General features: G+C 69.2%; 23 protein-coding genes. 8 read left to right on the forward strand and 15 right to left on the reverse strand.

All coding sequences use genetic code 11. The features are described from left to right. Positions 1–6: 6 nt before the first annotated feature. The 3 genes from ACLJQ7_RS04825 to ACLJQ7_RS04835 are packed head-to-tail and all read right to left on the reverse strand — an operon-like array spanning position 7 to position 2402. Positions 7–984: a helix-turn-helix transcriptional regulator gene (locus ACLJQ7_RS04825; protein WP_410646916.1), complete on the reverse strand. Its 978-nt coding sequence runs from the start codon at positions 982–984 to the stop codon at positions 7–9. Then, positions 981–1961 (reverse strand): helix-turn-helix transcriptional regulator, encoded by a 981-nt coding sequence (locus ACLJQ7_RS04830; protein ID WP_410646917.1) that lies wholly within the window; start codon positions 1959–1961, stop codon positions 981–983. The genes ACLJQ7_RS04825 and ACLJQ7_RS04830 overlap by 4 nt, the downstream gene beginning before the upstream one ends. Positions 1962–1970: 9 nt before the next feature. Next, positions 1971–2402, reverse strand: a complete 432-nt coding sequence (locus ACLJQ7_RS04835) for a winged helix-turn-helix transcriptional regulator (RefSeq protein WP_410647012.1) — start codon at positions 2400–2402, stop codon at positions 1971–1973. 100 nt (positions 2403–2502) lie between these two features. Between ACLJQ7_RS04835 and ACLJQ7_RS04840 the strand changes: the two genes are divergently transcribed. From ACLJQ7_RS04840 to ACLJQ7_RS04850, 3 genes are read left to right on the forward strand one after another with little or no spacing between them, the layout of a single operon-like run. Beyond that, positions 2503–3441, forward strand: coding sequence for an NADP-dependent oxidoreductase (locus ACLJQ7_RS04840; RefSeq protein WP_410646918.1), 939 nt, complete (start codon positions 2503–2505; stop codon positions 3439–3441). Between the two features lie 37 nt (positions 3442–3478). Then, on the forward strand, positions 3479–3931 hold the full coding sequence (locus ACLJQ7_RS04845; RefSeq protein WP_410646919.1) for an SRPBCC family protein: 453 nt from the start codon (positions 3479–3481) through the stop codon (positions 3929–3931). Then, positions 3928–4626 (forward strand): SDR family oxidoreductase, encoded by a 699-nt coding sequence (locus ACLJQ7_RS04850; RefSeq protein WP_410646920.1) that lies wholly within the window; start codon positions 3928–3930, stop codon positions 4624–4626. The genes ACLJQ7_RS04845 and ACLJQ7_RS04850 overlap by 4 nt, the downstream gene beginning before the upstream one ends. A gap of 171 nt (positions 4627–4797) precedes the next feature. On the opposite strand, the gene ACLJQ7_RS04855 is transcribed toward ACLJQ7_RS04850, so the two are convergent. Next, a complete protein-coding gene (locus tag ACLJQ7_RS04855) occupies positions 4798–5841 on the reverse strand; it encodes an oxidoreductase (RefSeq protein ID WP_410646921.1) in 1044 nt (347 codons plus the stop codon). Between the two features lie 78 nt (positions 5842–5919). After that, positions 5920–7278, reverse strand: a complete 1359-nt coding sequence (pafA, locus tag ACLJQ7_RS04860; RefSeq protein WP_007035399.1) for a Pup--protein ligase — start codon at positions 7276–7278, stop codon at positions 5920–5922. A gap of 147 nt (positions 7279–7425) precedes the next feature. Here pafA and ACLJQ7_RS04865 point away from each other — a divergent pair, with 147 nt between their 5' ends. After that, complete coding sequence (locus ACLJQ7_RS04865) at positions 7426–8904, forward strand: bifunctional phosphatase PAP2/diacylglycerol kinase family protein (RefSeq protein ID WP_410646922.1); 1479 nt, start codon at positions 7426–7428, stop codon at positions 8902–8904. A 195-nt stretch (positions 8905–9099) separates the two neighbouring features. Here ACLJQ7_RS04865 and prcA read toward each other — a convergent pair whose 3' ends face one another. From prcA to dop, 4 genes are all read right to left on the reverse strand, one after another. Then, entirely contained in the window at positions 9100–9861 is a 762-nt protein-coding gene (prcA, locus tag ACLJQ7_RS04870; RefSeq protein ID WP_410646923.1) for a proteasome subunit alpha, read from the reverse strand. 52 nt (positions 9862–9913) lie between these two features. Further along, a complete protein-coding gene (gene prcB, locus ACLJQ7_RS04875) occupies positions 9914–10750 on the reverse strand; it encodes a proteasome subunit beta (RefSeq protein ID WP_410646924.1) in 837 nt (278 codons plus the stop codon). A gap of 77 nt (positions 10751–10827) precedes the next feature. Then, positions 10828–11022: a ubiquitin-like protein Pup gene (locus ACLJQ7_RS04880; protein ID WP_410646925.1), complete on the reverse strand. Its 195-nt coding sequence runs from the start codon at positions 11020–11022 to the stop codon at positions 10828–10830. Between the two features lie 97 nt (positions 11023–11119). After that, complete coding sequence (gene dop, locus ACLJQ7_RS04885) at positions 11120–12622, reverse strand: depupylase/deamidase Dop (RefSeq protein WP_410646926.1); 1503 nt, start codon at positions 12620–12622, stop codon at positions 11120–11122. A gap of 43 nt (positions 12623–12665) precedes the next feature. On the opposite strand from dop, the gene ACLJQ7_RS04890 reads away from it, so the two are divergent. Then, positions 12666–13184, forward strand: coding sequence for an NUDIX domain-containing protein (locus ACLJQ7_RS04890; RefSeq protein WP_410646927.1), 519 nt, complete (start codon positions 12666–12668; stop codon positions 13182–13184). On the opposite strand, the gene ACLJQ7_RS04895 is transcribed toward ACLJQ7_RS04890, so the two are convergent. The 3 genes from ACLJQ7_RS04895 to ACLJQ7_RS04905 are packed head-to-tail and all read right to left on the reverse strand — an operon-like array spanning position 13181 to position 15135. Beyond that, positions 13181–13786, reverse strand: coding sequence for a hypothetical protein (locus tag ACLJQ7_RS04895; protein ID WP_410646928.1), 606 nt, complete (start codon positions 13784–13786; stop codon positions 13181–13183). The genes ACLJQ7_RS04890 and ACLJQ7_RS04895 overlap by 4 nt on opposite strands. 54 nt (positions 13787–13840) lie before the next feature. Then, positions 13841–14794 (reverse strand): aldo/keto reductase, encoded by a 954-nt coding sequence (locus ACLJQ7_RS04900; protein WP_410646929.1) that lies wholly within the window; start codon positions 14792–14794, stop codon positions 13841–13843. Continuing rightward, positions 14791–15135 (reverse strand): hypothetical protein, encoded by a 345-nt coding sequence (locus tag ACLJQ7_RS04905; protein ID WP_410646930.1) that lies wholly within the window; start codon positions 15133–15135, stop codon positions 14791–14793. Before ACLJQ7_RS04905 ends, ACLJQ7_RS04900 begins: the two co-directional genes overlap by 4 nt. A gap of 143 nt (positions 15136–15278) precedes the next feature. On the opposite strand from ACLJQ7_RS04905, the gene ACLJQ7_RS04910 reads away from it, so the two are divergent. Further along, on the forward strand, positions 15279–16190 hold the full coding sequence (locus tag ACLJQ7_RS04910; protein WP_410646931.1) for a DMT family transporter: 912 nt from the start codon (positions 15279–15281) through the stop codon (positions 16188–16190). 54 nt (positions 16191–16244) lie between these two features. Here ACLJQ7_RS04910 and arc read toward each other — a convergent pair whose 3' ends face one another. After that, positions 16245–18047: a proteasome ATPase gene (arc, locus tag ACLJQ7_RS04915; RefSeq protein ID WP_410646932.1), complete on the reverse strand. Its 1803-nt coding sequence runs from the start codon at positions 18045–18047 to the stop codon at positions 16245–16247. Between the two features lie 362 nt (positions 18048–18409). Between arc and ACLJQ7_RS04920 the strand changes: the two genes are divergently transcribed. After that, positions 18410–19231, forward strand: coding sequence for a hypothetical protein (locus tag ACLJQ7_RS04920; RefSeq protein ID WP_410646933.1), 822 nt, complete (start codon positions 18410–18412; stop codon positions 19229–19231). Between the two features lie 7 nt (positions 19232–19238). Next, positions 19239–19694: a hypothetical protein gene (locus ACLJQ7_RS04925; RefSeq protein WP_410646934.1), complete on the forward strand. Its 456-nt coding sequence runs from the start codon at positions 19239–19241 to the stop codon at positions 19692–19694. Positions 19695–19903: 209 nt separating this feature from the next. On the opposite strand, the gene ACLJQ7_RS04930 is transcribed toward ACLJQ7_RS04925, so the two are convergent. Together ACLJQ7_RS04930 and ACLJQ7_RS04935 are read right to left on the reverse strand one after the other, a co-directional pair. Continuing rightward, entirely contained in the window at positions 19904–20728 is an 825-nt protein-coding gene (locus tag ACLJQ7_RS04930; RefSeq protein ID WP_007035384.1) for a tRNA (adenine-N1)-methyltransferase, read from the reverse strand. Between the two features lie 97 nt (positions 20729–20825). Further along, complete coding sequence (locus ACLJQ7_RS04935) at positions 20826–21977, reverse strand: M50 family metallopeptidase (protein WP_410646935.1); 1152 nt, start codon at positions 21975–21977, stop codon at positions 20826–20828. Positions 21978–22063 lie beyond the last annotated feature (86 nt).

Genomic DNA, 22063 nt, shown 5'->3' on the forward strand with positions numbered 1-22063 from the left:
GTCACCCTACTGCTCGTAGGTTGACGTTAGGTGACGAGCCCGGGCCAGCGCGTCGGCCGCCCGGCGACGAACAGCCTCTCCGAGCGCGACCGGGCTTTCGACCTGCGCGTCTCCGCCCAGTCCCAGGATGAGCCGGACCATCCACGACTCGTCGGCGTACCGCATCCGGATCCGCAGCCGCCCGCCGTCGAGCTCGTCGAGCTCCTCGCACGGGTAGTACTCGGCTACCCAGCGTGCGTCGGGGTCGAGAACGAGAACGGCTTCCTGCTGATCGGGACGCGGGCGGAAAACACCATCGGAAATGTCAGTGGGCCGCGCGTGCGCCGGCGGGACGGCGGGTTCGTCGAGCACGGTGAGTTCGTCGATCCGGTCGAGCCGGAACAGCCGGACGTCCTCGGCGCGGCGGCACCACGCTTCGAGGTACCCGACCGCCTGCACGATGAGCAGACGCATCGGATCGACGGTGCGTTCGGTGATCTCGTCCTTCGACGCGGTGTAGTACCGGATCCGCAACGCGCGCTTCGCGGTGAGAGCGGCCCGGACGGCTTCGCGAGTGCCTGCGGTCTTCTTGCCTTCCCGCACTCCCCCGCCTACGACGATGCCCGACGGCTGGGCCTGCCCCGCGGCGACCTCGATCTTCGCGATGGCCCGGCGGACCGCGTCGGCGTCGACCACTCCGGGCGTCTCGGCCAACGCGCGCAGCGCGACGAGCATGGCCGTCGCCTCGCCGCCGGTGAGCCGCAGCGGGCGGTTCATCCCGGCGTCGTGCGTGACGACGATCGTGTCGCCTTCGAAGGAGAGGTCGATCAGGTCACCGGGGCCGTAGCCGGGCAGCCCGCACATCCACAGCAGTTCGAGGTCCTTGCGCAGCTGCTTGGGCGTGACGTCGAAGTCGTGGGCGGCGTCGTCGATCTTGATCCCGGGCCGCGCGAGGAGATACGGCACGAGCGCGAGCAGCCGCGGCATCCGTCCGGTGGTGCTCATCGGGCACCACCGGCGTGCGCGATGGCTTCGAGGCGGCTGAAGACCGACTTCGCGAGCACCTCGGGTTCGAGGACGAGGACGTCCGGCCCGTGCGCGGTGAGCCAGTCCGCGGCGGATTCGGGGTAGTACAGCTCGATCTCCACGAGGTCGCCTTCTTCTCCCCCGGCGTCGCTGCGGCCCACCACCCGGCCGCGGCGGCGGACCCCGGCGGCGCGGCCGTCGGCGACCCAGACACTGGCGGTGGTCGGCGCGGACGGATCCTCGCCACTGCTGGCCGAGACCATCCGGAGCAGGTTGACCCCTTCCGGGCGTTCGACGACGCCGGTTTGCCCGAACGCGTCGACCCTCCCGGTCACGCGCGAGAGACGGAAGCACCGAGAGGCGCCACGGTCCCTGTCATGCCCGACGACGTACCAGCGGCCCTTCCACGACACCACGCCCCACGGTTCGAGGGTGCGGATCTTGCGTTCGGCCGAACCACTGCGGCGGTACTCGAAACGCACCGCCTGCCCGGCCTGGACGGCGGCGAGCAACGGACCGAACGCCGGTTCGGCGCGGACGCGGGGTTCGACGACGGTCGGGGCGTGGTCGTCGACCTCGACCCCGGCGGCGCGGAGTTTCACCAGCGCGCCTTGCGCCTCACCGGTCAGTTCCGGCGAATCCCAGAGCCGGACGGCGAGACCGACCGCGGTCGCCTCGTCGGGCGCGAGGTCGATTTCGCCGAGTTCGTAGTCACGGCGCGCGATGCGGTAGCCGTCGATCGCGTCGAACGCGGAGTTGCGGCCGGTCTCCAACGGGATGCCGAGTTCGCGCAGTTCGGTCTTGTCGCGCTCGAACATGCGGAAGTACGCCTCGTCGCTGGCCGCGTCGGCGTACCCGGGCACGATGCCCCGGATCCGCTCGGCGGTGAGGTACTGCCGGGTGGACAGGAGGGCCAGAACCAGGTTGACCAGACGTTCGGCGCGTGCGGTGGACACCCGGCTACCCTAGCCCGCGCCGCCGGCCCCGATGGTGAGAGCCGCCGATCGCGCGTCGTAACGGTCCCTGGCGGTCTCGACCTCGTCGAATCTGGTCTCGGCCCACTCCTTGATCCCGGCCAGCAACTGCCGGAGACTCCGGCCGAGTTCGGTCAGCTCGTAGTCCACGCGGACCGGTACGCAGGGGGTGACCGTGCGGGTCAGCAGGCCGTCCCGCTCGAGGGTTCGCAGGGTCTGCGTGAGCATCTTCTGGCTGACGCCGGCTATCCGGCGCGAGAGATCGCTGTAGCGCTGGGGCCCGTCGCCGAGGGCGACGAGGACGAGGCTGACCCATTTGCCCGAAACCTCGTCGAGCAGCTTCCGGGCGGGGCAGGCCGCGAGGTAGGCGTCGTAGGCCTGTTTCCGTTCATCCCGGCGTTCCTGTGCCGTGCGCGTGACCACGGTGTGCGTACCTCCGCGTGGGTTGGGCACCTCGAGGTGCGTACTTCCCGAAAGAGAGTAACCCCATACGGTCGCCGAGGAACGATCCCTTGGAGGAACGATGCGCGCAGTGGTGGTCCGCCGGTTCGGCGGCCCGGAAGTCCTGGAATTCGCCGAAGTCCCGGTGCCGGTACCGGGACCCGGTCAGGTGCGGGTGAAGGTGGCCGCGGCCGGGGTCAACCCGGTCGACGCCGGGACCCGGTCGGGTTTTCTGACCGAGGCGGGAATCGTCCCGCCGCGTGAGGTGCTCGGAATCGGCTGGGATGTCGCCGGGACGGTCGACGCCGCAGGCGACGGCGTCACCGGATTCGCCGCGGGCGACAGCGTGATCGGTCTGCTGGACCGGCCGTCGGCGGCGCTCGGCACGTATGCCGATTTCGTCGTCCTCGACGCCGACGCGGTCGCCGCCGCCCCGCGGACAGTGTCGCTCGTGGAGGCGGCGACCTTGCCACTGAACGGTCTCACCGCGGCCCAGGCCCTCGATCTGCTCGACCTGCCAGCGGATTCGACGGTTCTGGTGACCGGCGCGGCGGGAGCCGTCGGCGGTTACGCGGTCGCCTTGGCCAAGGCGAGGGGATTCCGCGTGGTGGCGATCGCCGGCGCCACCGACGAGGCCTTGGTCCGCGGGTTCGGCGCGGAGATTTTCGTGCCCCGTGGCGATCTCCTCGCCGATCGCGTGCGGGCGGTGATCCCCGGCGGCGTCGAGGCGGTACTCGACACGGCACTGCTCGGGCTCGAAGCGTTGGACGCGGTGACGAATCGTGGCCGGTTCGTCGTGTTCGCCGCCGGAGCCGCCCCGATTCCGTTGCGGGGCATCAGGGTCGAGCACGTCTGGATAGCCGCCGACGGCGCGGCACTCGCCAGGCTGGTGGCTTTGGTCGACAACGGCACGCTCACCCTCCGGGTCGCGGACACCTTGCCCTTGGCCGAGGTGGTGAAAGCACACGAACGCCTGGCGGAGGGCGGACTCCGCGGGAGACTGGTCCTGACCAACGAATAAGTTGACGCTTAATTAAGCCTACGGTTATCTTCACATCATGGACAATGAGGAAACCCGGCTCGAACTCCGGCGCGAGTACCCGGACCCGATCGAGGACGTCTGGTCGGCGCTCACCGAATCCGAGCGCACGGCCCGCTGGCTCGGCACCTGGACGGGCGAAACCGGAGTCGGCAACACGATCATGCTGTCGATGACCGCCGAGGAAGGCTCCGAGCCGGGTCCCGCCGTCATCCGCGAATGCGATCCACCGAAACGGCTGGTCATGGATCTGCACAACACCGGCGAGCCGACCTGGCGAGTGGAGCTGACCCTCACCCCGCGCGGCGAGGGAACGGTGCTCGACTTCGTGCACCGAATGCCCAAGCCCGATTGGGACACCTCGGATATCGCCAAGGGCTGGCATTTCTACCTCGACCGGCTCGGCGCTTCCCTCGCCGGCGAACCGGTGCCCGAATGGGACACCTACACGCCGCCTAGTTTGGAGGCATGAACGATCGAGTACTGCTGATCACCGGCGCTTCCCGCGGCCTCGGTGAGGCCACCGCGCGCCGGGCCGCAGCCGCCGGGTTCCGGCTGGCGTTGCTCTCCCGCGACCGCGAGGCGCTGCTCCCGCTCGTCGCCGAGTTCGGCGAGGATCGCGCTCTCGCGGTCGCGGCGGACGTCACCGAGTGGGGGTCGCTGTCCGCGGCCGTCGAGACGGTGAAGAACACCTTCGGCCGGCTGGACGCGGTGTTCGCCAACGCGGGGCAGAGCGTCGTCGTCTCGTTCTTCGGCGACGGCGGCGCGGACCCCGAACAGTGGCGGGACATGGTGCTGACGAACGTCTACGGCACCGCCCTCACCGCACGGGCGACCCTTCCGTCACTGGCGGAATCGAAGGGGCACCTCGTGCTCACCGGTTCCGTCGCCGGGCGCTACCACCGGCCGGGGAACCTTTACTCGGCGACGAAATGGGCGGTGACCGGACTCGCCGGGTCCATCCGCGAGGAGGCCGTCGGCACCGGCGTGCGGGTCACCGTCGTGCAGCCGGGCCTGGTCGACACCTCGATGATCCCCGAGGACTCGAAGTCCAAGCCGAAACTGGAGCCCGACGACATCGCGAGGGCGGTGCTCTTCGCGTTGGAGCAGCCGCCCTCGGTCGACGTCAACGAGATCGTGGTCCGCCCGACCGGCCAGGTCCGCTAGCGCAGCAATGCGTCCACCCGAGCACCTCTGGTGCGGTCATGACCCCCAGGCAACAGTGGCGTGTTGCGAAAGCCACTTTCGCAACCTTCAACGTTGCGAAAGTGGCTTTCGCAACGTCGGTGTGGGGGTAGGCGGTCGGACAGGTGAGGGCCACGCACCCGCCGCCGAAGCTTAGGCGGTGCCGAGCCGCGCGGCCCTGCCGTTGGCCCCGCTCGCCCAGCACGCGCCTCGAGCACAGTCGACCGAGTCGAGCGATCCGGTGTCGAAGGACTGCCAGTGCCGTCCGCCGTCCGGGCTCAGATCGCTGCCGCCGGGGCCGACGGCGATCACGATGTTGCCCAGCCACGCCAGGCCGGAACGGTAGCCGACCGGGGCCTCGGACGGTGTCCGCCAGGTGCGCCCCTTGTCCGCGCTGAGCGCCACCGCCGGGCCAGGAGCGTTCGGCGCCGCGTAGTCGCCGCCGATGGCCACGCCGTGCCGCGGGTCCCGGAACGTCACCGAAAAGACCCCGGCGGAGGCGCCACTGGGCAACGGGGTGTCGGCGGCTTCCCAGGTCGTCCCGCCGTCACCGGAGTGCAGCACCCGAGCGCGGGCGCCGCCGCCGGTGGCGATCCAGGCGTCACGCGGGCCCGCCGTGGTGAGGCACTGGCCGCTCGCGGCGAACCCGAACTCGCCGTCGAGTGCGGGAACCATGCCCTCGGCGGGGACGGGCTTCCACGTGCGGCCGCCGTCCGAAGTGGACTGCAACCGGAACTTGCCGTCCACCGGATCGCTCATCGCGAGGCCGCGCCGGTGGTCGAAGAACGCGACACAGTCGTAGAAAGCGGCGGGGTCACTGTTCCGGAAGGACAGTCGCCAGCTCTTGCCACCGTCGTCGGTGCGGTAGATCCGCGACGCGTCGCCGGGACCGATCGACAACGCGACGGCACGATCGGCGTCGAAGGCCTCGATGTCCCGGAAGTCGAGTGCCTCGGTGCCCGCCGGGGCGACGGGCTTCCAGGTGCGGCCGCGGTCGGTGGTGCGCAGGATGGTGCCCCTGCTGCCGCTGACCCACGCCGTACGGGAATCCACCGCGGACAGGCCGCGCAGCTGGGCGTCCGTGCCCGTCGGAGTCTCGGTCCACGCGGGCTCCGGGCATTCCGGTGCGGCGTGCGCGACGCCGGTGAACGCCAGCGGGACGACCGCACCCAGCAGGACCAGCAACGCACGGCGCATCGTCGCACTCTCCCTCGAAGATCCGTGAAGGCCACCTTAAGGGACTCTGGTTCCCTCAAGGTGGCCTTCACGGACCAATCAGAGTGAGCTGATCAGCCTCTCGACGCGTTCGTCCACCGAGCGGAACGGGTCCTTGCACAGCACGGTCCGCTGCGCCTGGTCGTTGAGCTTGAGGTGCACCCAGTCCACGGTGAAGTCACGCCCGGCGGCCTGCGCGGCGGCGATGAAATCACCGCGCAGCTTCGCCCGCGTGGTCTGCGGCGGGGTGTCCTTGGCCAGCTCGATCTCGCCGTCGTCGGTGACCCGCCGCACGAGCCCCTTCCGCTGCAGCAGGTCGAAGATGCCCCGCCCGCGCCGGATGTCGTGGTAGGCCAGGTCGAGCTGCGCGATCCGCGGGCTCGACAGGTCGAGGTCGTGCTTGTTGCGGTAGCGCTCGACCAGGCGGTGCTTGATCGCCCAGTCGATCTCGGTGTCGATCTTGCTGAAGTCCTGCTGCTCGACCGCCTCCAGCGCCCGGCCCCACAGTTCGACGACGCGCTCGGACTGCGGCGACGAACCGGTCTCCTTGACATGCTGGACGGCGCGGGCGTGGTACTCGCGCTGGATGTCCAGCGCGGAGGCCTCGCGGCCGCCGGCGAGCCGCACCTGGCGGCGGCCGGTGAGGTCGTGGCTGATCTCGCGGATGGCCCTTATCGGGTTGTCCAGCGTGAAGTCGCGGAACTGGACGCCCGCTTCGATCATCTCCAGCACCAGGTTCGCCGATCCGACCTTGAGCATCGTGGTCGGCTCGGCCATGTTCGAGTCGCCGACGATCACGTGCAGGCGCCGGTAGCGTTCGGCGTCGGCGTGCGGCTCGTCGCGGGTGTTGATGATCGGCCGCGAGCGCGTGGTGGCGCTGGAGACGCCTTCCCAGATGTGTTCCGCTCGCTGGGACAGGCAGTACACGGCGCCGCGGGGCGTCTGCAGCACCTTGCCGGCGCCGCAGATGAGCTGCCGGGTCACCAGGAACGGCAGCAGCACGTCGGCGATCCGGGAGAACTCACCGGCCCGCGTCACCAGGTAGTTCTCGTGGCAGCCGTAGGAGTTGCCCGCCGAGTCGGTGTTGTTCTTGAACAGGAAGATGTCGCCGCCGATGCCCTCGTCCGCCAGCCGCCGCTCGGCGTCGACCAGGAGGTCCTCGAGGATCCGCTCCCCCGCCTTGTCGTGCGTGACGAGCTGGACGAGGTCGTCACATTCGGCCGTCGCGTACTCAGGGTGGGAACCCACGTCGAGGTAGAGCCGCGAGCCGTTCGACAGGAAGACGTTCGACGAACGTCCCCAGGACACGACACGCCGAAACAGGTAACGCGCCACTTCGTCCGGGGAGAGCCTGCGTTGCCCGTGAAAGGTGCACGTGACCCCGAACTCGGTCTCGATGCCAAAGATCCGCCGCTGCATCCCACCAGAGTAGGCGGTGAAGACCCACTGAAGGTGCGCCGTTCGGGCGGCGACACGCGGTCGGTACGTTGCATTCGGTGAAAGGTGTGCGGGGAGTCCCGATCGGGTATCACGCGCATGACGTACTGGCCCGGAAGTAGGGAACCCGTGTTAAAGCAGCTCAAGCGCCCTTTCCGCAAGGTCGGCCGGACCGATCGGCGGCTGATGGCACGGAGTGCGGCCCTGCCGAGGAGCAGGGCCGACGACGTGATCACCTCGCTCTCCAAAAGTGCGGACAAATCCAAGCTCTGGTGGTGTGTCGCGGTCCTGCTCGCCGCGAAGAAGGGGCCGACGCGCCGGGGCGCGCTTCGCGGCGTGGCCGCCATCGCCGGGGCCAGCGCGGCGGCGAACCTGGTCGGCAAGCCGCTGTTCCCCCGCCGCCGCCCGGCGGCCGAAGAGGTGCCGATGCACCGTCGGCTCGTCCGGCGGCCGACTTCGTCGTCGTTCCCGTCCGGGCACTCGGCGTCCGCGGCGGCCTTCGTCACGGCCGTCGCGATGGAATCGCCCAAGGCAGGCGCCGCCCTCGTACCGCTGGCCGCCGCCGTCGCCTATTCCCGGGTCCACACCGGCGTCCACTGGCCCAGTGACGTCGGCGTGGGGATCGGGATCGGTGTCGGCGCCGGCCTGCTGACGCGGCACTGGTGGCCGCTGAACGACGACGTCCCCGGCCGCACCGCGCATACCGCCGAGGCGCCCGAGATGCGCGACGGCGAGGACATGCTCGTCCTGGTCAACCCGCATTCGGGGGTCGACGGCCAGGATCCGACCGAGGAAGCCCGGTTCGCCTGGCCCAAGGCCACCATCCTGTATCCGGACGCGAAGCGTGACCTGCGCGATCAGCTCTGCGACGAGATCGCCGCCCGAAACAACACCGTGCGCGCACTCGGTGTCGCCGGCGGTGACGGGACGGTCGCCGCGGTGGCCGCCGTCGCGGCCGACCACGACCTGCCGCTCGCGCTCATCCCGGCGGGCACCCTCAACCACTTCGCCCGGGACGTCGGCATGCGCTCGATGCCCGACGCGGACGCCGCCACCGAAGCCGGCGACGCCGTCGGCGTCGACCTCGGCGAGGTCGAGATCAACCACGACGACGACCACCGCTACTTCGTCAACACCGCCAGCCTCGGCGGCTACCCGGAAATGGTCCGGATCCGGGAAAGGCTGCAGAAGCGGCACCCGAAGTGGCCATCGGCGGCGATCGCGCTCGCCCGCACCCTCCGGCGCGCGAAACCGCTGGAAGTGACCCTCAACGGCAAGCACACCAGCATCTGGCTGCTGTTCGTCGGCAACGGCACCTACTCGCCGAAGGGGTTCGCGCCCTCACGCCGTCCGGCGCTCGACACCGGTCTTCTCGACGTCCGGTACCTGCGCGCCGACGTGCCGTACTCGCGGGCGCGGTTCATCCTCGCCACGATCACGAACAGTCTCCACGCCAGCCACGTCTATCAGGAACTCGACGTTCCGGAGCTGCACGTCCGGCTGCTGAACGGCAACCGCCGCGTCGCCACCGACGGCGAGGTCGGCCCGCTCGGCAACGACTTCCGCTTCCGGTCGCGGCCCAGCGCGCTCACCATCTACCGCCTGTAGGCGCCGTCCTGGCGGCCGTGTCCACTGTGTACTGAGTGGGCGAAGGTGGCAGGTTGCGAAAGCCACTTTCGCAACGTTGAAGGTTGCGAAAGTGGCTTTCGCAACGTCTGGCGGGAGTCAAGGCCCGCGACTACGTGAAGGCCCCCTTCACTGCGCTAGACGCAATGAAGGGGGCCTTCACGTACTTCGAGAGGCTCAGTCCTTCTTGGACTCACCGCCGGGCTTGTCGCCCTCGGCGTCGTCCTTCTCCGGCTCCTCCGGCTCGGCGGGCAGCAGCGCGTCCAGCACGGCACCGGCGACCCGGCGGAACTTGCGGCCGCGCCGGTCCCGCTCCAGGACGGCGACCTCGAGCTTCACCGGGTCCGAGTCGCCGTTCGCGGGCGTGGGGGTGTTGGCGCGCAACGCCTTCACCGCGACACCGAGCGCCGCTTCCAGCTCCATGTCCGACTCGAAGCTCTCCTTGAGCTTCGTGGTGAGCGTGTCGGCCTGACCGCCCATCACGACGAACTTCGGCTCGTCGAAGATCGAGCCGTCGTAGGTCAGCCGGTACAGCTGGTCCTCGGCGGCGGTCGCGCCGACCTCGGCGACGCAGACCTCCACCTCGAACGGCTTCAGCTGCTCGGTGAAGATGCTGCCCAGCGTCGCGGCGTAGGCGTTCGCCAGCGCACGCGCGCTGACGTCCCGCCGGTCGTACTGGTAGCCCTTCAGGTCCGCGTGCCGGATACCGGCGACGCGGAGGTTTTCGAACTCGCTGTAGCGGCCGACGGCCGCGAAACCGATCCGGTCGTAGATCTCCGACACCTTGTGCAACGTCGCCGAGGGGTTCTCGGCCACGAACAGCACGCCACCGCGGTACTTGAGCACGACCACGCTCCGGCCACGCGCGATGCCCTTGCGCGCGATCTCGGAACGCTCCCGCATCAGCTGCTCGGGAGAGGCGTACAACGGCATCGTCACTGTGGTGCTCCGCTCTTTCGGGCTCTCATCGGGAAGGGACAGGGAAGGACGGCTAGCGCCCGCGCTCGGCTCGTACGGCCACGACGGCCTCGGCCACCGCTGTCGTCTGCTCGAGCGGCACCGCCACCGCACCCTGCTCCGCGGTGACCGTCACGATCGTCGGGAAGATCCGGCGCACCAGATCCGGCCCGCCGGTCGCGGTGTCGTCGTCCGCCGCGTCGTACAACGCCTCCACCGCCGTCCGGATCGCGGCTTCGGCGTCCGCGTCCGGGTCGTACAGCTTCTTCAGCGAGCCCTTCGCGAACAGCGAACCCGAGCCGATGGCGTGGTAGCCCGCGCTCTCCTCGTAGCGGCCGCCCGTCGCGTCGTACGAGACGATCCGGCCCGCGTGCTTCGCGTCCTCGGCGTCGAGGTCGTACCCGACGAACAGCGGCAGCACGGCCAGCCCCGCCATCGCCATCTCGAGATTGGACTTCACCAGCCCGGCCAGCTTGTTCGTCTTACCGTCGAGCGAGAGCGAAACACCCTCGATCTTCTCGTAGTGCGCGAGTTCGACCGCGTACAGCCGCACCATCTCGATCGCCAGCCCGGCCGAGCCCGCGATGCCCACGGCCGAGAACTCGTCGGTGACGTGCACCTTCTCCATGTCGCGCGAAGCGATCAGGTTGCCCGACGTGGCCCGCCGGTCACCGGCGATCAGCACCCCGCCCGCGAACTTGACCGCGACGATCGTCGTCCCATGGGGGGCGTCCAGCCCACCCGCCCCGGTCGAGACCCGCCGCTCCGGGAGCAGCTCGGGCGCCTGCGCCCGGAGGAAGTCCGAGAACGACGAGGTCGCCGACGAGAAGTACGCGGCGGGCAGCGCCGACTTACCCGAGGTGTGTTCCATACGTGCTCAAAGTTCCAATCTGTGTGATCCGCCGGCTCCGCACGGGCGGCCCCGGCCCGGGGCCGCCGGAAGACGAGCTACTCGCCGCCCTTTTGCACGTAGGCGCGGACGAAGTCCTCGGCGTTCTCCTCGAGCACGTCGTCGATCTCGTCGAGGATCGTGTCGACGTCCTCGCCGAGCTTCTCGCGCCGTTCCTGACCCGCCGGACCGCCGTCCTCGAACTCGTCGTCCGAGTCGCCGCCGCCGTGCTTTTCGATCTTTTCCTGAGCCATCTCGCCTCCCGGTGTGGCCGATGTTTCCTAGCCTACCCAGCGGTCCCGACAATCCGCGGGATCCGTGATCGCTTAACCCCGATGAAAGGAAATCCCGCTAGTCCGAACCGGTGAGCGCCTCCACCAGCTCCTCGGCGGTCGCGGAGTCGTCCAGCAACTTCCCCACGTGGGCCTTCGTGCCCCGCAACGGCTCCAACGTCGGGATCCGCACCAGCGATTCCCTGCCGACGTCGAAGATGACCGAATCCCACGACGCCGCGGCGATGGAGTTGGCGTACTTCTCCAGCGTGCGGCCCCGGAAGTAGGCCCTGGTGTCCGAAGGCGGGGTCGTGACCGCCTCCAGCACCTCCTCCTCGGTCACCAGGCGCTTCATCGAACCCCTGGTGACGAGCCTGTTGTACAGGCCCTTGTCCAGCCGGACATCCGAGTACTGCAGGTCGACCAGCCGCAACCGCGGCGCGCCCCAGGCCAGCTGGTCCCGCGCGCGGTAGCCCTCGAGCAACCGCAGCTTCGCCGGCCAGTCCAGCCTGTCCGCGCATTCCTGGGGATCTCTCGCCAGCGCGTCCAGGATCTCGCCCCAGACCCGCAGGACCTCCTTGGAGGCCTCGTCCGCGCCGGTGCGCTCCAGGTTCGCCGAGGCGATCTCGTGGTAGGCGAACTGGAGGTCCAGCCCGGTGTACTTGCGCCCGTTGGCCAGCGACACCTTCGCCTTCAGCGTCGGGTCGTGGCTGATCTGGTGCACGGCCCGCACCGGCTCGTCCAGTTTCAGGTCGTCGAACCGGATACCCGCCTCGATCAGGTCCAGCACCAGTGCCGTCGTGCCGACCTTGAGGTACGTCGAGTACTCGGCCAGATTCGCGTCGCCGATGATGACGTGCAGACGGCGGTACTTGTCCGCGTCGGCGTGCGGCTCGTCGCGGGTGTTGATGATCCCGCGTTTGAGCGTGGTCTCCAGACCGACCTCGACCTCGATGTAGTCCGAGCGCTGCGAGAGCTGGAAACCCGCTTCTTCGCTCTGCTGCCCGACACCGACGCGGCCCGAACCCGTCATCACCTGGCGGGACGCGAAGAACGGCGTCAGCCCCGCGATCACCGCGGTGAACGGGGTCGACCGCTGCATCAGGTAGTTCTCGTGCGTGCCGTAGCTCGCGCCCTTGCCGTCGACGTTGTTCTTGTAGAGCTGCAACGGCGGCTGTCCCGGCACGGTGGCGGCCTTGCGCGCCGCCTCCTCCATGACCCGTTCGCCGGCCTTGTCCCAGATGACCGCGTCGCGCGCGTTCGTCACCTCGGGCGCGGAGTACTCGGGGTGGGCGTGGTCGACGTACAGCCGCGCCCCGTTGGTCAGGATCACGTTCGCCGCGCCGAGGTCCTCGACGTCCGGGTCGTGTCCCGGGCCGCTCGGGCCGGTCAGGTCGAACCCGCGCGCGTCGCGCAGGGGCGATTCCACCTCGTAGTCCCACCGTGCCCGCCTGGCCCGCGGGACGTCCGCCGCGGCCGCGTAGGCGAGCACGACCTGGGTCGAGGTGAGTACCGGGTTCGCCGTCGCGTCGCCCGGCACCGCGATGCCGTACTCGACTTCGGTTCCCATGATCCGCCGCATACCCACCACCCTACGGGGTCCGGGCCGTGCGACGATGCCCCCCATGTCAGGCAGTGACGAACTCGTTGCGCTCTATGACCTCGGCGGAACCGTGGTGGGAGCGGCCGCCCGCGCTCGGGTCCGCGCCGAAGGACTCTGGCACGCGGCGGGCGTGGTGTTGGTCCGTTCGAGTGACGGAGGCTCCGTTTACGTGCACCTGCGTACTCCCACGAAGGACGTCTATCCCTCCACTTGGGACTGCTGGGCGGGTGGCATCGTCGCGGCGGGTGAGACGCCGGAGGAGTGCGCGCGCCGGGAACTGGCCGAAGAACTGGGCGTTCACGGAGTGGAACTGCGACCGCTTTTCGTCCATGTCACCGACGACGACACGATCCGCTGCCACAACTTCGCCTTCGAAACCCGCTGGGACGGCCCGTTCGTCCATCAGCTTTCCGAAGTCGTCGAAGGGCGTTGGCTGACGCTCGACGAGTTGCGTTCGTGGCTCGAGGATCCTTCGAGCGCGTTCGTGCCGGACGGACGGCTCGGTGCGCTGGAATGGTTCCGGCGGGAGAACGCCCGCTAGGCCGAACGGAGGCGCTGCGCGACGATCGGCAGCAGCCGTTTCGCCGCTTCCGTTGCCCGCGCCTCGGTTCCGGCCGTGACGCTGAGCGCGGAGACGAGCTTCCCCTTGGCGAGCAACACCGTGCAGGTCGTGCCGTCGCACCACGCGCGCTGGACCTCGATGCCGGTTTGCTTCGCGAGAGTGACCTTCTTGCCGTCACAGTCCGCCCGGGCGACGACGTCCGAAGCGACACGGTCGGCGTACTCGGTGACCTGATGTTCCAGCGTCGAGCCACTGGGGTACGACCACGCGGCCGAGCGGCTCGTGTCCCGGGTGAGACCGGTCAGACAGCCGGACATCTTGCTCTCACCGGGAACGACCTTTTCCTCGGCGACGTCCTCGTCGGTCAGCAACGCGGCGGAAACGGCCGCGGGGACGGGGGCCCGGGTCGACGACGGCGGCACCGGGTTGGCCTGCGGCTTGACCGAAGGCTGCGACGGCTCGACCGTCGGTGTCGGTGCCGGGTCGTCGTAGTAGGTGTCGAGGTCGTTGGGACGGTCGGCGCATCCCGACAGACCGAACAGCGCGACCGTCGCCACCGCGAGCACCTGCCGATGACGCACCCTCGAGCCCTCCCGGCTTCCGCCTGACATTTGCCGCGAGACTAGTCCAGCCCCTCAATGCCAGCCGAGGCAGGACCGGTGCCGCCAGTAGGCGACCGGGTCCTCCGCGAGCGCGGCCAGCTCCGCGAGTTCGCCCTCGGCGAGTTTCACGTTCGCGGCACCGAGATTCTCCGCGAGCTGAACGGTGCTCGACGGCCCGATGACCGCGATCGGACGCCAGTCCTGCGCCAGCACCGCCGCGACGGCCACCGCGTCCGGGCCCGTCCCGTGTTCCCGCGCGATCCGCGCGAGCGGCGCCGGTGGCTCGACCACCAGCCGTCCGTTCGCGACGGTTTCCTTGACCAGTACCCGTTTCCCGGCGGCGTGCGCTTCCGCGAGCGCCGGGCCGACGGAGGGTTCGAGCAGGTTCCAGGTCGACTGCACGGCGCTGAAGACCGGCGTCCCGGACACCTCCAGCTCGAACGCCCGGCGGACCGCGTCGGTCTGCGACGGCCCGGACGTCGAAAACCCCACCGGCACCCCGTCCGCGGCGAGTTCCGCGAGCGCGCCGATCAGCCGGTCGTCGGTGAACAGTGGACTGTCCACAGTGAGCGAATGGACCTGGTAGAGCGAGATCGCCTTCCCCAGCAGCCCCAGGGATTCGGTCCATTGTTCGGCGAGCCGCGCGGCGGTGTGCTCCTTGACCTCGTGCACCTCCGCGTCGAGCTTCCACTCCCCCACGTAGCGGTAGCCCCATTTGCTCGACACGATGACGTCCGGGTGGCCGCGGTCGGCGAGCCAGCCGGCGAGGAACTCCTCCGAAGAACCATACGAACGGGCGACGTCGACCCAGCGGACGCCCGCCCGGTACGCGTCGTCCAGCACGTCGTAGGTCGCCGCGCGCATCGCCTCGAACCCGCGTCCGGGCGGCAGCGCGTCGACCCGGCCGAGGTTGATGTACGCGGGCCTGCCGAGCGCCGCCAGTCCGACGGCGATCCGGTCTCCGACGGGGGTTTCCGACTCTGTCACCGGGCTCCTTCGTTCTTGTGGCGGAGGATCGCGAGCCACTGGCTCGAGTTCTGCGCCTGCCGATGGAGCTTTTCGAGGCGCGCCGCCGGAGCCCGAACGTAACCCTTGCCGAAGACGGACGCGATCTGACGGAGGCTGGCGCCCTCTTCCCTGGCGGCGAGCAGAGCCCAGTCCGACGCGTCGGCGCAGGCCGCGGAGGCGCGGCGCAACTCCCCCAGGATCTCGATGAGCTCGGGAGCGCTCACCTCCCCCGCTTGTACGGCGGCGGCCGTCGTTTCCAGCCAGGCCAGCACATCGGCTTCGGTGATCGGCGCGCGCGGACGCCTGGAAGATTCGCTCACAGCCCAGAAGTATAGGTCGTTATACAGATGGTTCGGGTGACCGCCACGCGCGAGTCGTCGGACACATCGTCCGAAAACCGCTGGAACGCAAGAGGGTTCCGGGTTTCACTGAGTCCTGACTTGAGGATTCAGGAGAAGGACAATTGGGACGTTTCGGTATCGCGATTCGGTTCGCGGCGCTCGCGGTCGTCTGGGGTGCGAGTTTTCTGTTCATCAAGGTCGGTCTCACCGGCCTCTCGCCGGCTCAGGTGGCACTCTCGCGCATCTGCCTCGGCGCCGTGGCGCTGATCGCCATCGCCGCATGGCGGCGTAAGCCACTCCCCCGCGATCCGGCACTCTGGGGCCATCTCGCCGTCGTTTCCGTGCTGCTGTGCGTGATCCCGTTTCTGCTGTTCTCCTGGGCCGAGCAGTACATCTCGTCCGGGCTCGCCAGCATCTTCAACGCGACGACACCGCTGATCACCATGCTCATCGCCGCCGCGGCCCTGCCGTCGGAACGGTTCACGAAGGCCCGCACGACCGGTCTGGTCCTCGGCTTCCTCGGCGTGCTCACCATCGTCGGGGTCTGGCAAGGGATCGACGTGTCCCACGAACTGACCGCGCAACTGGCGTGCCTCGGCGCGACGACCTGTTACGGCATCTCGTTCGTCTACGTGCGACGGTTCATCTCCTGGCGGAACCTCGACGCGCCCACCGTCGCATTGGGACAGGTCTGCTGTGGTGCGGTCGTGATGCTGGTGCTCGCGCCGTTCATCGCGACGACGCCGGTCCGTCTCGACACGCCGATCGTGCTCAGCATGATCGCGCTCGGGGCACTGGGCACCGGGCTCGCCTACGCCTGGAACGCGTCGATCATCGCGGCGTGGGGCGCGTCGAACGCGTCGGCCGTGACCTACCTCACACCGGTCGTCGGCGTACTGCTCGGTGTCCTGGTCCTCGACGAACCCTTGGCGTGGAACCAGCCTGTCGGCGCGCTGCTCGTCGTCCTCGGCATCCTGGCCGCGCACGGACGGCTGAGCGTGCGCAAGAAGGTCCGGGAACCCGTACCCGTGTGACGCGAAAGGGCCCTTCGCCGCAGGTGCCGCGGCGAAGGGCCCTTTCGGCTTGCCCTACAGGTACTGACCGGTGTTCGTGGCGGTGTCGATCGCCCGCCCCGAATCCTGGTTCTTGCCGGTGACGAGCGTGCGGATGTACACGATCCGCTCGCCCTTCTTGCCGGAGATCCGGGCCCAGTCGTCCGGGTTGGTGGTGTTGGGCAGGTCCTCGTTCTCCGCGAACTCGTCGACGATCGCGTCCAGCAGATGCTGCACGCGCAAGCCGGGCTGCTGGGTCTCCAGCACCGACTTGATCGCCGACTTCTTCGCCCGGTCCACGATGTTCTGGATCATCGCGCCCGAGTTGAAGTCGCGGAAGTACAGGACTTCCTTGTCACCGTTGGCGTAGGTGACCTCGAGGAACCGGTTTTCGTCCGTCTCCTCGTACATCCGCTCGACCGTGTGCTGGATCATCGCGTCGAACGTCGCCCTGCGGTCCCCGCCGAACTCGGCGAGGTCGTCCGCGTGGATCGGCAGGCCATCGGACAGGTACTTGGAGAAGATGTCCTTCGCGCCTTCGGCGTCCGGACGCTCGATCTTGATCTTGACGTCGAGCCGGCCCGGCCGCAGGATCGCCGGGTCGATCATGTCCTCGCGGTTGGAGGCGCCGATGACGATGACGTTCTCCAGGCCTTCCACACCGTCGATCTCCGAAAGCAGCTGCGGGACGATCGTGGTCTCCACGTCGGAGGACACGCCCGAACCGCGGGTGCGGAAGATCGAGTCCATCTCGTCGAAGAACACGATCACCGGGGTGCCTTCGGAGGCCTTTTCCCGAGCTCGCTGGAAGATCAGGCGGATATGCCGCTCGGTCTCCCCGACGAACTTGTTCAGCAGTTCCGGACCCTTGATGTTCAGGAAGTAGGACTTCCCGTCCGCCGCGTCGCCGCGGGCTTCCGCGACCTTCTTGGCGAGCGAGTTGGCCACCGCCTTGGCGATGAGGGTCTTACCGCAGCCAGGAGGCCCGTAGAGCAGCACGCCCTTCGGCGGGCGCAACTGGTACTCCTGGTAGAGATCAGCGTGCAGGAACGGAAGCTCGACGGCGTCGCGGATCTGCTCGATCTGCCGGGTGAGGCCACCGATGTCCTCGTAACGGACGTCGGGCACCTCCTCCAGCACGAGATCCTCGACCTCCGCCTTCGGCACGCGCTCGTAGGCGTAACCGGCTTTCGAGTCCACCAGCAGGGAATCGCCCGGCTTGAGGGGCTGTTCGGCCAGCGGATCGGAGAGCAGGACGACCCGCTCCTCGTCCGCGTGCCCGACCACGAGCGCACGCGGGCTGCCGCCCACGACGTCCGGGGCCAGCACCTCGCGCAGCGCGCAGACCTCGCCGATCCGCTCGAAGTCACCGCCCTCGACGACGGTGAGCGCCTCGTTGAGCCGCAACGCCTGTCCGCGCTGAAGCGACGAGACCTCGACCGCGGGTGAGACCGAAACCCGCATTTTGCGGCCCGCGGTGAACACGTCCACCGTGTTGTCCTCGTACGCGGTGACGAACACGCCGTAACCGCTCGGAGGCTGGGCCAGCCTGTCGACCTCCTCTCGCAACGCGAGCAACTGGCCACGCGCCTCGCGGAGCGTCTCGACCAGTTTCGTGTTGCGTTCCGTGAGTTGGCTCACTCGTTCCGACGCCTCGGCGAGTCGCTGCTCCAGCACTCGGTTCTGGCGTGGCGAATCGGTGAGCTTCCGGCGCAGCAGGGCGACTTCCTCCTCGAGGAAGCGGATTTGACGTGCCTGCTCGTCGGACGTGGTTCCAGCTCCGGTCGTTTCTGAAGGGTCGGCCTCCTCGCGCCGACCTCCGGGAAGGTCATGATGCATCGGGCACCTCCTCGGAGTGCTTTTCATTCCACGGTACCGGCGATCACCGACAATAAAAGGCCTTTCCGCATCACAAGATCGGCGCGTCGCGTTCCGGACGACCCGACAGCACGTACGTTCCCGCAGCGCAAGGGGCCATCCCGGTGCCGGGGCCGGCACTCCCATGGTCACAATCAGTCCACCTGGTCTGACCTGCGGCGGAATACCCGGCTCCGTCCGGGTGCAAACGGGATCCCGGTATCAGTTCGGCCCTAATCGAGCGGCGATCCGGCTCGATGGCTAGCATCGGGCGACGTTCGCCGGGGAGGCGGACCCGCAGGTCATAGTGAGCATTTTCGCAGAACAGCTAGGGGGCACCAGCCATGACTTACCCGCCGCAGCAGCCCGGCGGCTACGGACAAGATCCGTACGGCCAGCAGGGCGGGTACCCGCAGAGCGGCCCCCAGCCGCAACAGGGATACCCCGGTGGCGGCCAGTACGGGCAGGACCCGTACGGCCAGCAGCAAGGCGGCTACCCGCAGAGCGGTCCTCAGCCCCAGCAGGGATACCCCGGTGGCACGCAGCAGTTCGGCCAGCCGGATCCGTACGGGCAGCAGGGCGGCTACAACGCCTACCCGCAGGAAGGCGGGTTCGGCGGCGGAGAGCCACCCAAGAAAAAGAAGACCGGCCTGATCGTAGGTATCGCGATCGGCGCGGTCCTGCTGGTCGGTGGCGGTGTCACCGCGCTGGTCATCGCGCTGAACTCGGGCGACGACAACCCGACCGCCGCGCCGCCCAGCAGCAGCGCCGCCCCGTCGGAGGCCCCGTCCTCGTCGTCGCAGAAGCCGAGCTCGACCCGCACCAAGTCCAGCTCGCCGAGCACGTCGTCGACCAAGAGTTCAGGTCCGGCGCCCGGCGGCAAGGCCTCACCGCAGGAAGTCTTCGAAGGCGCCGCGACCTCCTACAGCGCGGGTGACAAGAAGACGTTCCTCGATCTGATCTGCCGCAGCGAGAACACCAAGGACGAGGGCAAGCCGCTCGACCCCATCAAGCTCGAGATCACCGAGCCCGCCAAGGAAAGCGGCGACCGGGCGACCGGCCGGTACCGCGCCACCCAGGGCACCAAGACGGCGGAAGGCACGATCACGGCGGCCAAGGAGTCGAACCTGTGGTGCCTCAAGGACATCAAGGCCGACAAGAAGTGACCTGTCCGTGACGGTGAGCCACAGGCTGACCGCCGTGGCGGTGGTTTGTGGCGCGGTCGTGGCCGGGGTCGTGGTGGGGCTGCTGCTGGTGGCCCCCTCCGGCTCCGACCCGGCCGCGTCGAGCACCGGCGCGCCCACGCCACCGCCCGGTTCGTCCCGTCCGGTTCCGGTGGATCCGGACGTGGCGGCGGTCGAGGTGGTCGGCAAGGCGATCGCCGCGGCCATCGTCAACCACGACGCGACGGCGTTCGGGAAACTCACCTGCGTCCAGCAGTCGTCGGCCGATCTGGCCGAACTCGGCCGGAAATGGGCGGCGGCGGGCAAGGTGACCGCGACCGTCCCGGATCCGCCGGTGGTCGGCGGCGACTCCGCCACCGTGACCGTCCATGTCGAAGGCGTCGGCGGCCAGAAGGACACGCCGTTCCCGCTCAAGAAGCAGGGCGGAAAGTGGTGCGTGCCCTGACGTCGTGAATGGCGTTTCGGGTTTGGAGCTGGGCACTGGGCTTGCCGCAGTACATGAAGGCCCCCTTCCTTGCGCCAGGCGCAAGGAAGGGGGCCTTCATGTACTGCCAGGTCCTGCTGGGTGCTGGGCCTGGCCCGCGGGCGTTGCGAAAGCCACTTTCGCAACGTTGAGGGTTGCGAAAGTGGCTTTCGCAACGTCGGCTGTACCGATCAGCCCTTGCCGGAGCGGCGGTGCACCCGCGGCGAAACGGTGCCGTCCGCCAGGCGGCGCGCCGTCAGCAGGAACGCGGTGTGCGCGACCATCCGGTGATCCGGCCGCACCGCGAGACTCACGACGTGCCAAGGCCGCATGAGGGTCTCCCACGATTCCGGCTCGGTCCAGCACTGCTGGTCCCGCAGGGCTTCCGTGATCCGCGAAAGCTGTGTGACCGTCGCCACATAGACCGTGAGCACACCGCCCGGCACCAGATGCGCGGCGACCGTCTCCAGTTGATCCCACGGCGCCAGCATGTCGAGGACGACGCGGTCGACCTCGCCGGTGTGCGTCGACAGGTCCGCGACCGTCAGCGACCAGTTGTCCGGCTTGTGGCCGAAGAACTTCTCGACGTTCCGCTCGGCGTGTTCGGCGTGGTCGTCCCGGATCTCGTAGGACTGCACGGTCCCTTCCGAACCGACCGCCCGCAGCAGCGAACAGGTCAGCGCGCCGGAGCCGGCACCCGCCTCGAGTACTCGCGCGCCGGGGAAGATGTCGCCCCACATCACGATCTGCGCGGCGTCCTTCGGGTAGATCACCTGCGCGCCACGCGGCATCGACAGCACGTAGTCCGGCAGCAGCGGGCGAAGCGCCAGATAGTGGCTGCCGCCCGCCGACGTGACGACCGAACCCTCCTGCGCACCGATCACGTCGTCGTGCGCCAGCGCGCCGCGATGGGTGTGATACTGCTGTCCCTCGGCGAGGACCATGGTGTAGTGCCGCCCCTTGGAGTCGGTCAGCTGAACCCGGTCACCAACACGAAACGGCCCTCGGACCGACACTGAACCTCCATACGCGCGAATGCTGAGCCCGTGCCGCCCTCGGCGGGAAAGAGTGCCTCGGACGGGACGACCGATCCTCGCAGGTGGCCGCGCCGCGTTACGCCGGGGGTCGGCTCCGGGTCATCGCGGCACGCAGGTCTTCCCGCCTGAGCACTCCCGCGGGCCTGCCTTCGTCGTCCACCACGAGGAACTGCCACGCGGCCGTTTCCCGCACCCGCTCGGCGATCTCCTCCCCCGACTCCGACGAAAGCAGCACGGTGTCGGCGCGGATCGGCTCCGCGGCCATCTCCGCGGGCGCGTGCGGCGACGTCCCGGCCAGTTGTGCGGCGGCCGTCTCGTCGAGCAGACCCGCCGCGACGCCGTCGGCACGCACCAGGACCACGCCGCGACCCGCCGAAGCGGCCAGCGCGTCCGAGACGGGGCTCTCCGCCGGAAGCTGGAGAACGGGCCGGACGAGTTCGCTCAGCCGCACGCCTTCCGGCCACCCACGGCGGGTTTCGGCGGCGAGTTCGCTTCGAGCGCCGAGGATCACGAACCACGCCGTCACCACGCAGACACCGAGCCGGAGCCAGCGGTCCTCGCTGCCCGCGGCCAGCCCCCACAGCGCCCAGACGACCAGTCCGGCGGCGACGACACCGCCACCGACGACCGCCGCCCGCGTGCCCTTCTCGCGGCGGCCGGTCGCCGCCCAGACCCCGGCACGGACCAGCCTGCCGCCGTCGAGCGGAAGTCCGGGAAGGAGGTTGAAGAGCCCGACGGCGAAGTTCGCGACAGTGCATTCGGCGATGAGCAGCCAAGCCGCGCTTTCCGGCGGGACGGCGAACATCAGCAGACCGCAGAAACCGCCCAGCAGCAGCGAAACGATCGGTCCCGCGGCGGCGACGAGCCCTTCTTGCCTCGGCTCGCGCGGTGTCCTCGCGACTTCCGAGAGGCCGCCGAGCAGGAACAGCCGCAGGCGCCGGACCGGGATGCCGAGCCGCAGTGCGACCAGGCAGTGCCCGAGTTCGTGCGCGAGCACAGAAAGTCCGAGAAGGACCGCGAACGCGGCCGCCAGCAGCCAGGAGGTCAGCGTGGTCGCGCCGGGGAGGATCCGCCCGACCAGCGGCGTGTAGAGCACCACGATGATCAGGGAGCCGATCCACCACGAAGGGGCCAGCAGCACGGGGATCCCGGAGACGCGGAACAGCAGGAGCCCGCCCTCTGGTGCCACGCCTCGTCGAGGCGGGCCCTGCTCACCCGTCACCGCCATGTGTCAGAGCGTAGATGCCCAGGTGTGGGGTGCCGGTAACCCGCCCTTCCCGTCCGGGTGGTGTCGGTCATGCCGCTCCGGTGCGT

Origin of the sequence: Amycolatopsis sp. cmx-4-54, assembly GCF_046548895.1 — a bacterium.
In the GTDB taxonomy this organism is placed as follows: Bacteria; Actinomycetota; Actinomycetes; order Mycobacteriales; family Pseudonocardiaceae; genus Amycolatopsis.

Excerpts from the sequence above, each read along its gene's own strand:
- ACLJQ7_RS04935 (WP_410646935.1), bottom strand. The coding sequence starts at position 21,977 with ATGGCGGTGACGGGTGAGCAGGGCCCGCCTCGACGAGGCGTGGCACCA.
- ACLJQ7_RS04855 (WP_410646921.1), bottom strand. The coding sequence starts at position 5,841 with ATGCGCCGTGCGTTGCTGGTCCTGCTGGGTGCGGTCGTCCCGCTGGCG.
- ACLJQ7_RS04850 (WP_410646920.1), top strand. The coding sequence starts at position 3,928 with ATGAACGATCGAGTACTGCTGATCACCGGCGCTTCCCGCGGCCTCGGT.
- dop (WP_410646926.1), bottom strand. The coding sequence starts at position 12,622 with ATGCGGCGGATCATGGGAACCGAAGTCGAGTACGGCATCGCGGTGCCG.
- ACLJQ7_RS04920 (WP_410646933.1), top strand. The coding sequence starts at position 18,410 with ATGACTTACCCGCCGCAGCAGCCCGGCGGCTACGGACAAGATCCGTAC.
- ACLJQ7_RS04845 (WP_410646919.1), top strand. The coding sequence starts at position 3,479 with ATGGACAATGAGGAAACCCGGCTCGAACTCCGGCGCGAGTACCCGGAC.
- arc (WP_410646932.1), bottom strand. The coding sequence starts at position 18,047 with ATGCATCATGACCTTCCCGGAGGTCGGCGCGAGGAGGCCGACCCTTCA.
- pafA (WP_007035399.1), bottom strand. The coding sequence starts at position 7,278 with ATGCAGCGGCGGATCTTTGGCATCGAGACCGAGTTCGGGGTCACGTGC.
- ACLJQ7_RS04840 (WP_410646918.1), top strand. The coding sequence starts at position 2,503 with ATGCGCGCAGTGGTGGTCCGCCGGTTCGGCGGCCCGGAAGTCCTGGAA.
- ACLJQ7_RS04890 (WP_410646927.1), top strand. The coding sequence starts at position 12,666 with ATGTCAGGCAGTGACGAACTCGTTGCGCTCTATGACCTCGGCGGAACC.
- ACLJQ7_RS04825 (WP_410646916.1), bottom strand. The coding sequence starts at position 984 with ATGAGCACCACCGGACGGATGCCGCGGCTGCTCGCGCTCGTGCCGTAT.
- prcB (WP_410646924.1), bottom strand. The coding sequence starts at position 10,750 with ATGGAACACACCTCGGGTAAGTCGGCGCTGCCCGCCGCGTACTTCTCG.
- ACLJQ7_RS04880 (WP_410646925.1), bottom strand. The coding sequence starts at position 11,022 with ATGGCTCAGGAAAAGATCGAAAAGCACGGCGGCGGCGACTCGGACGAC.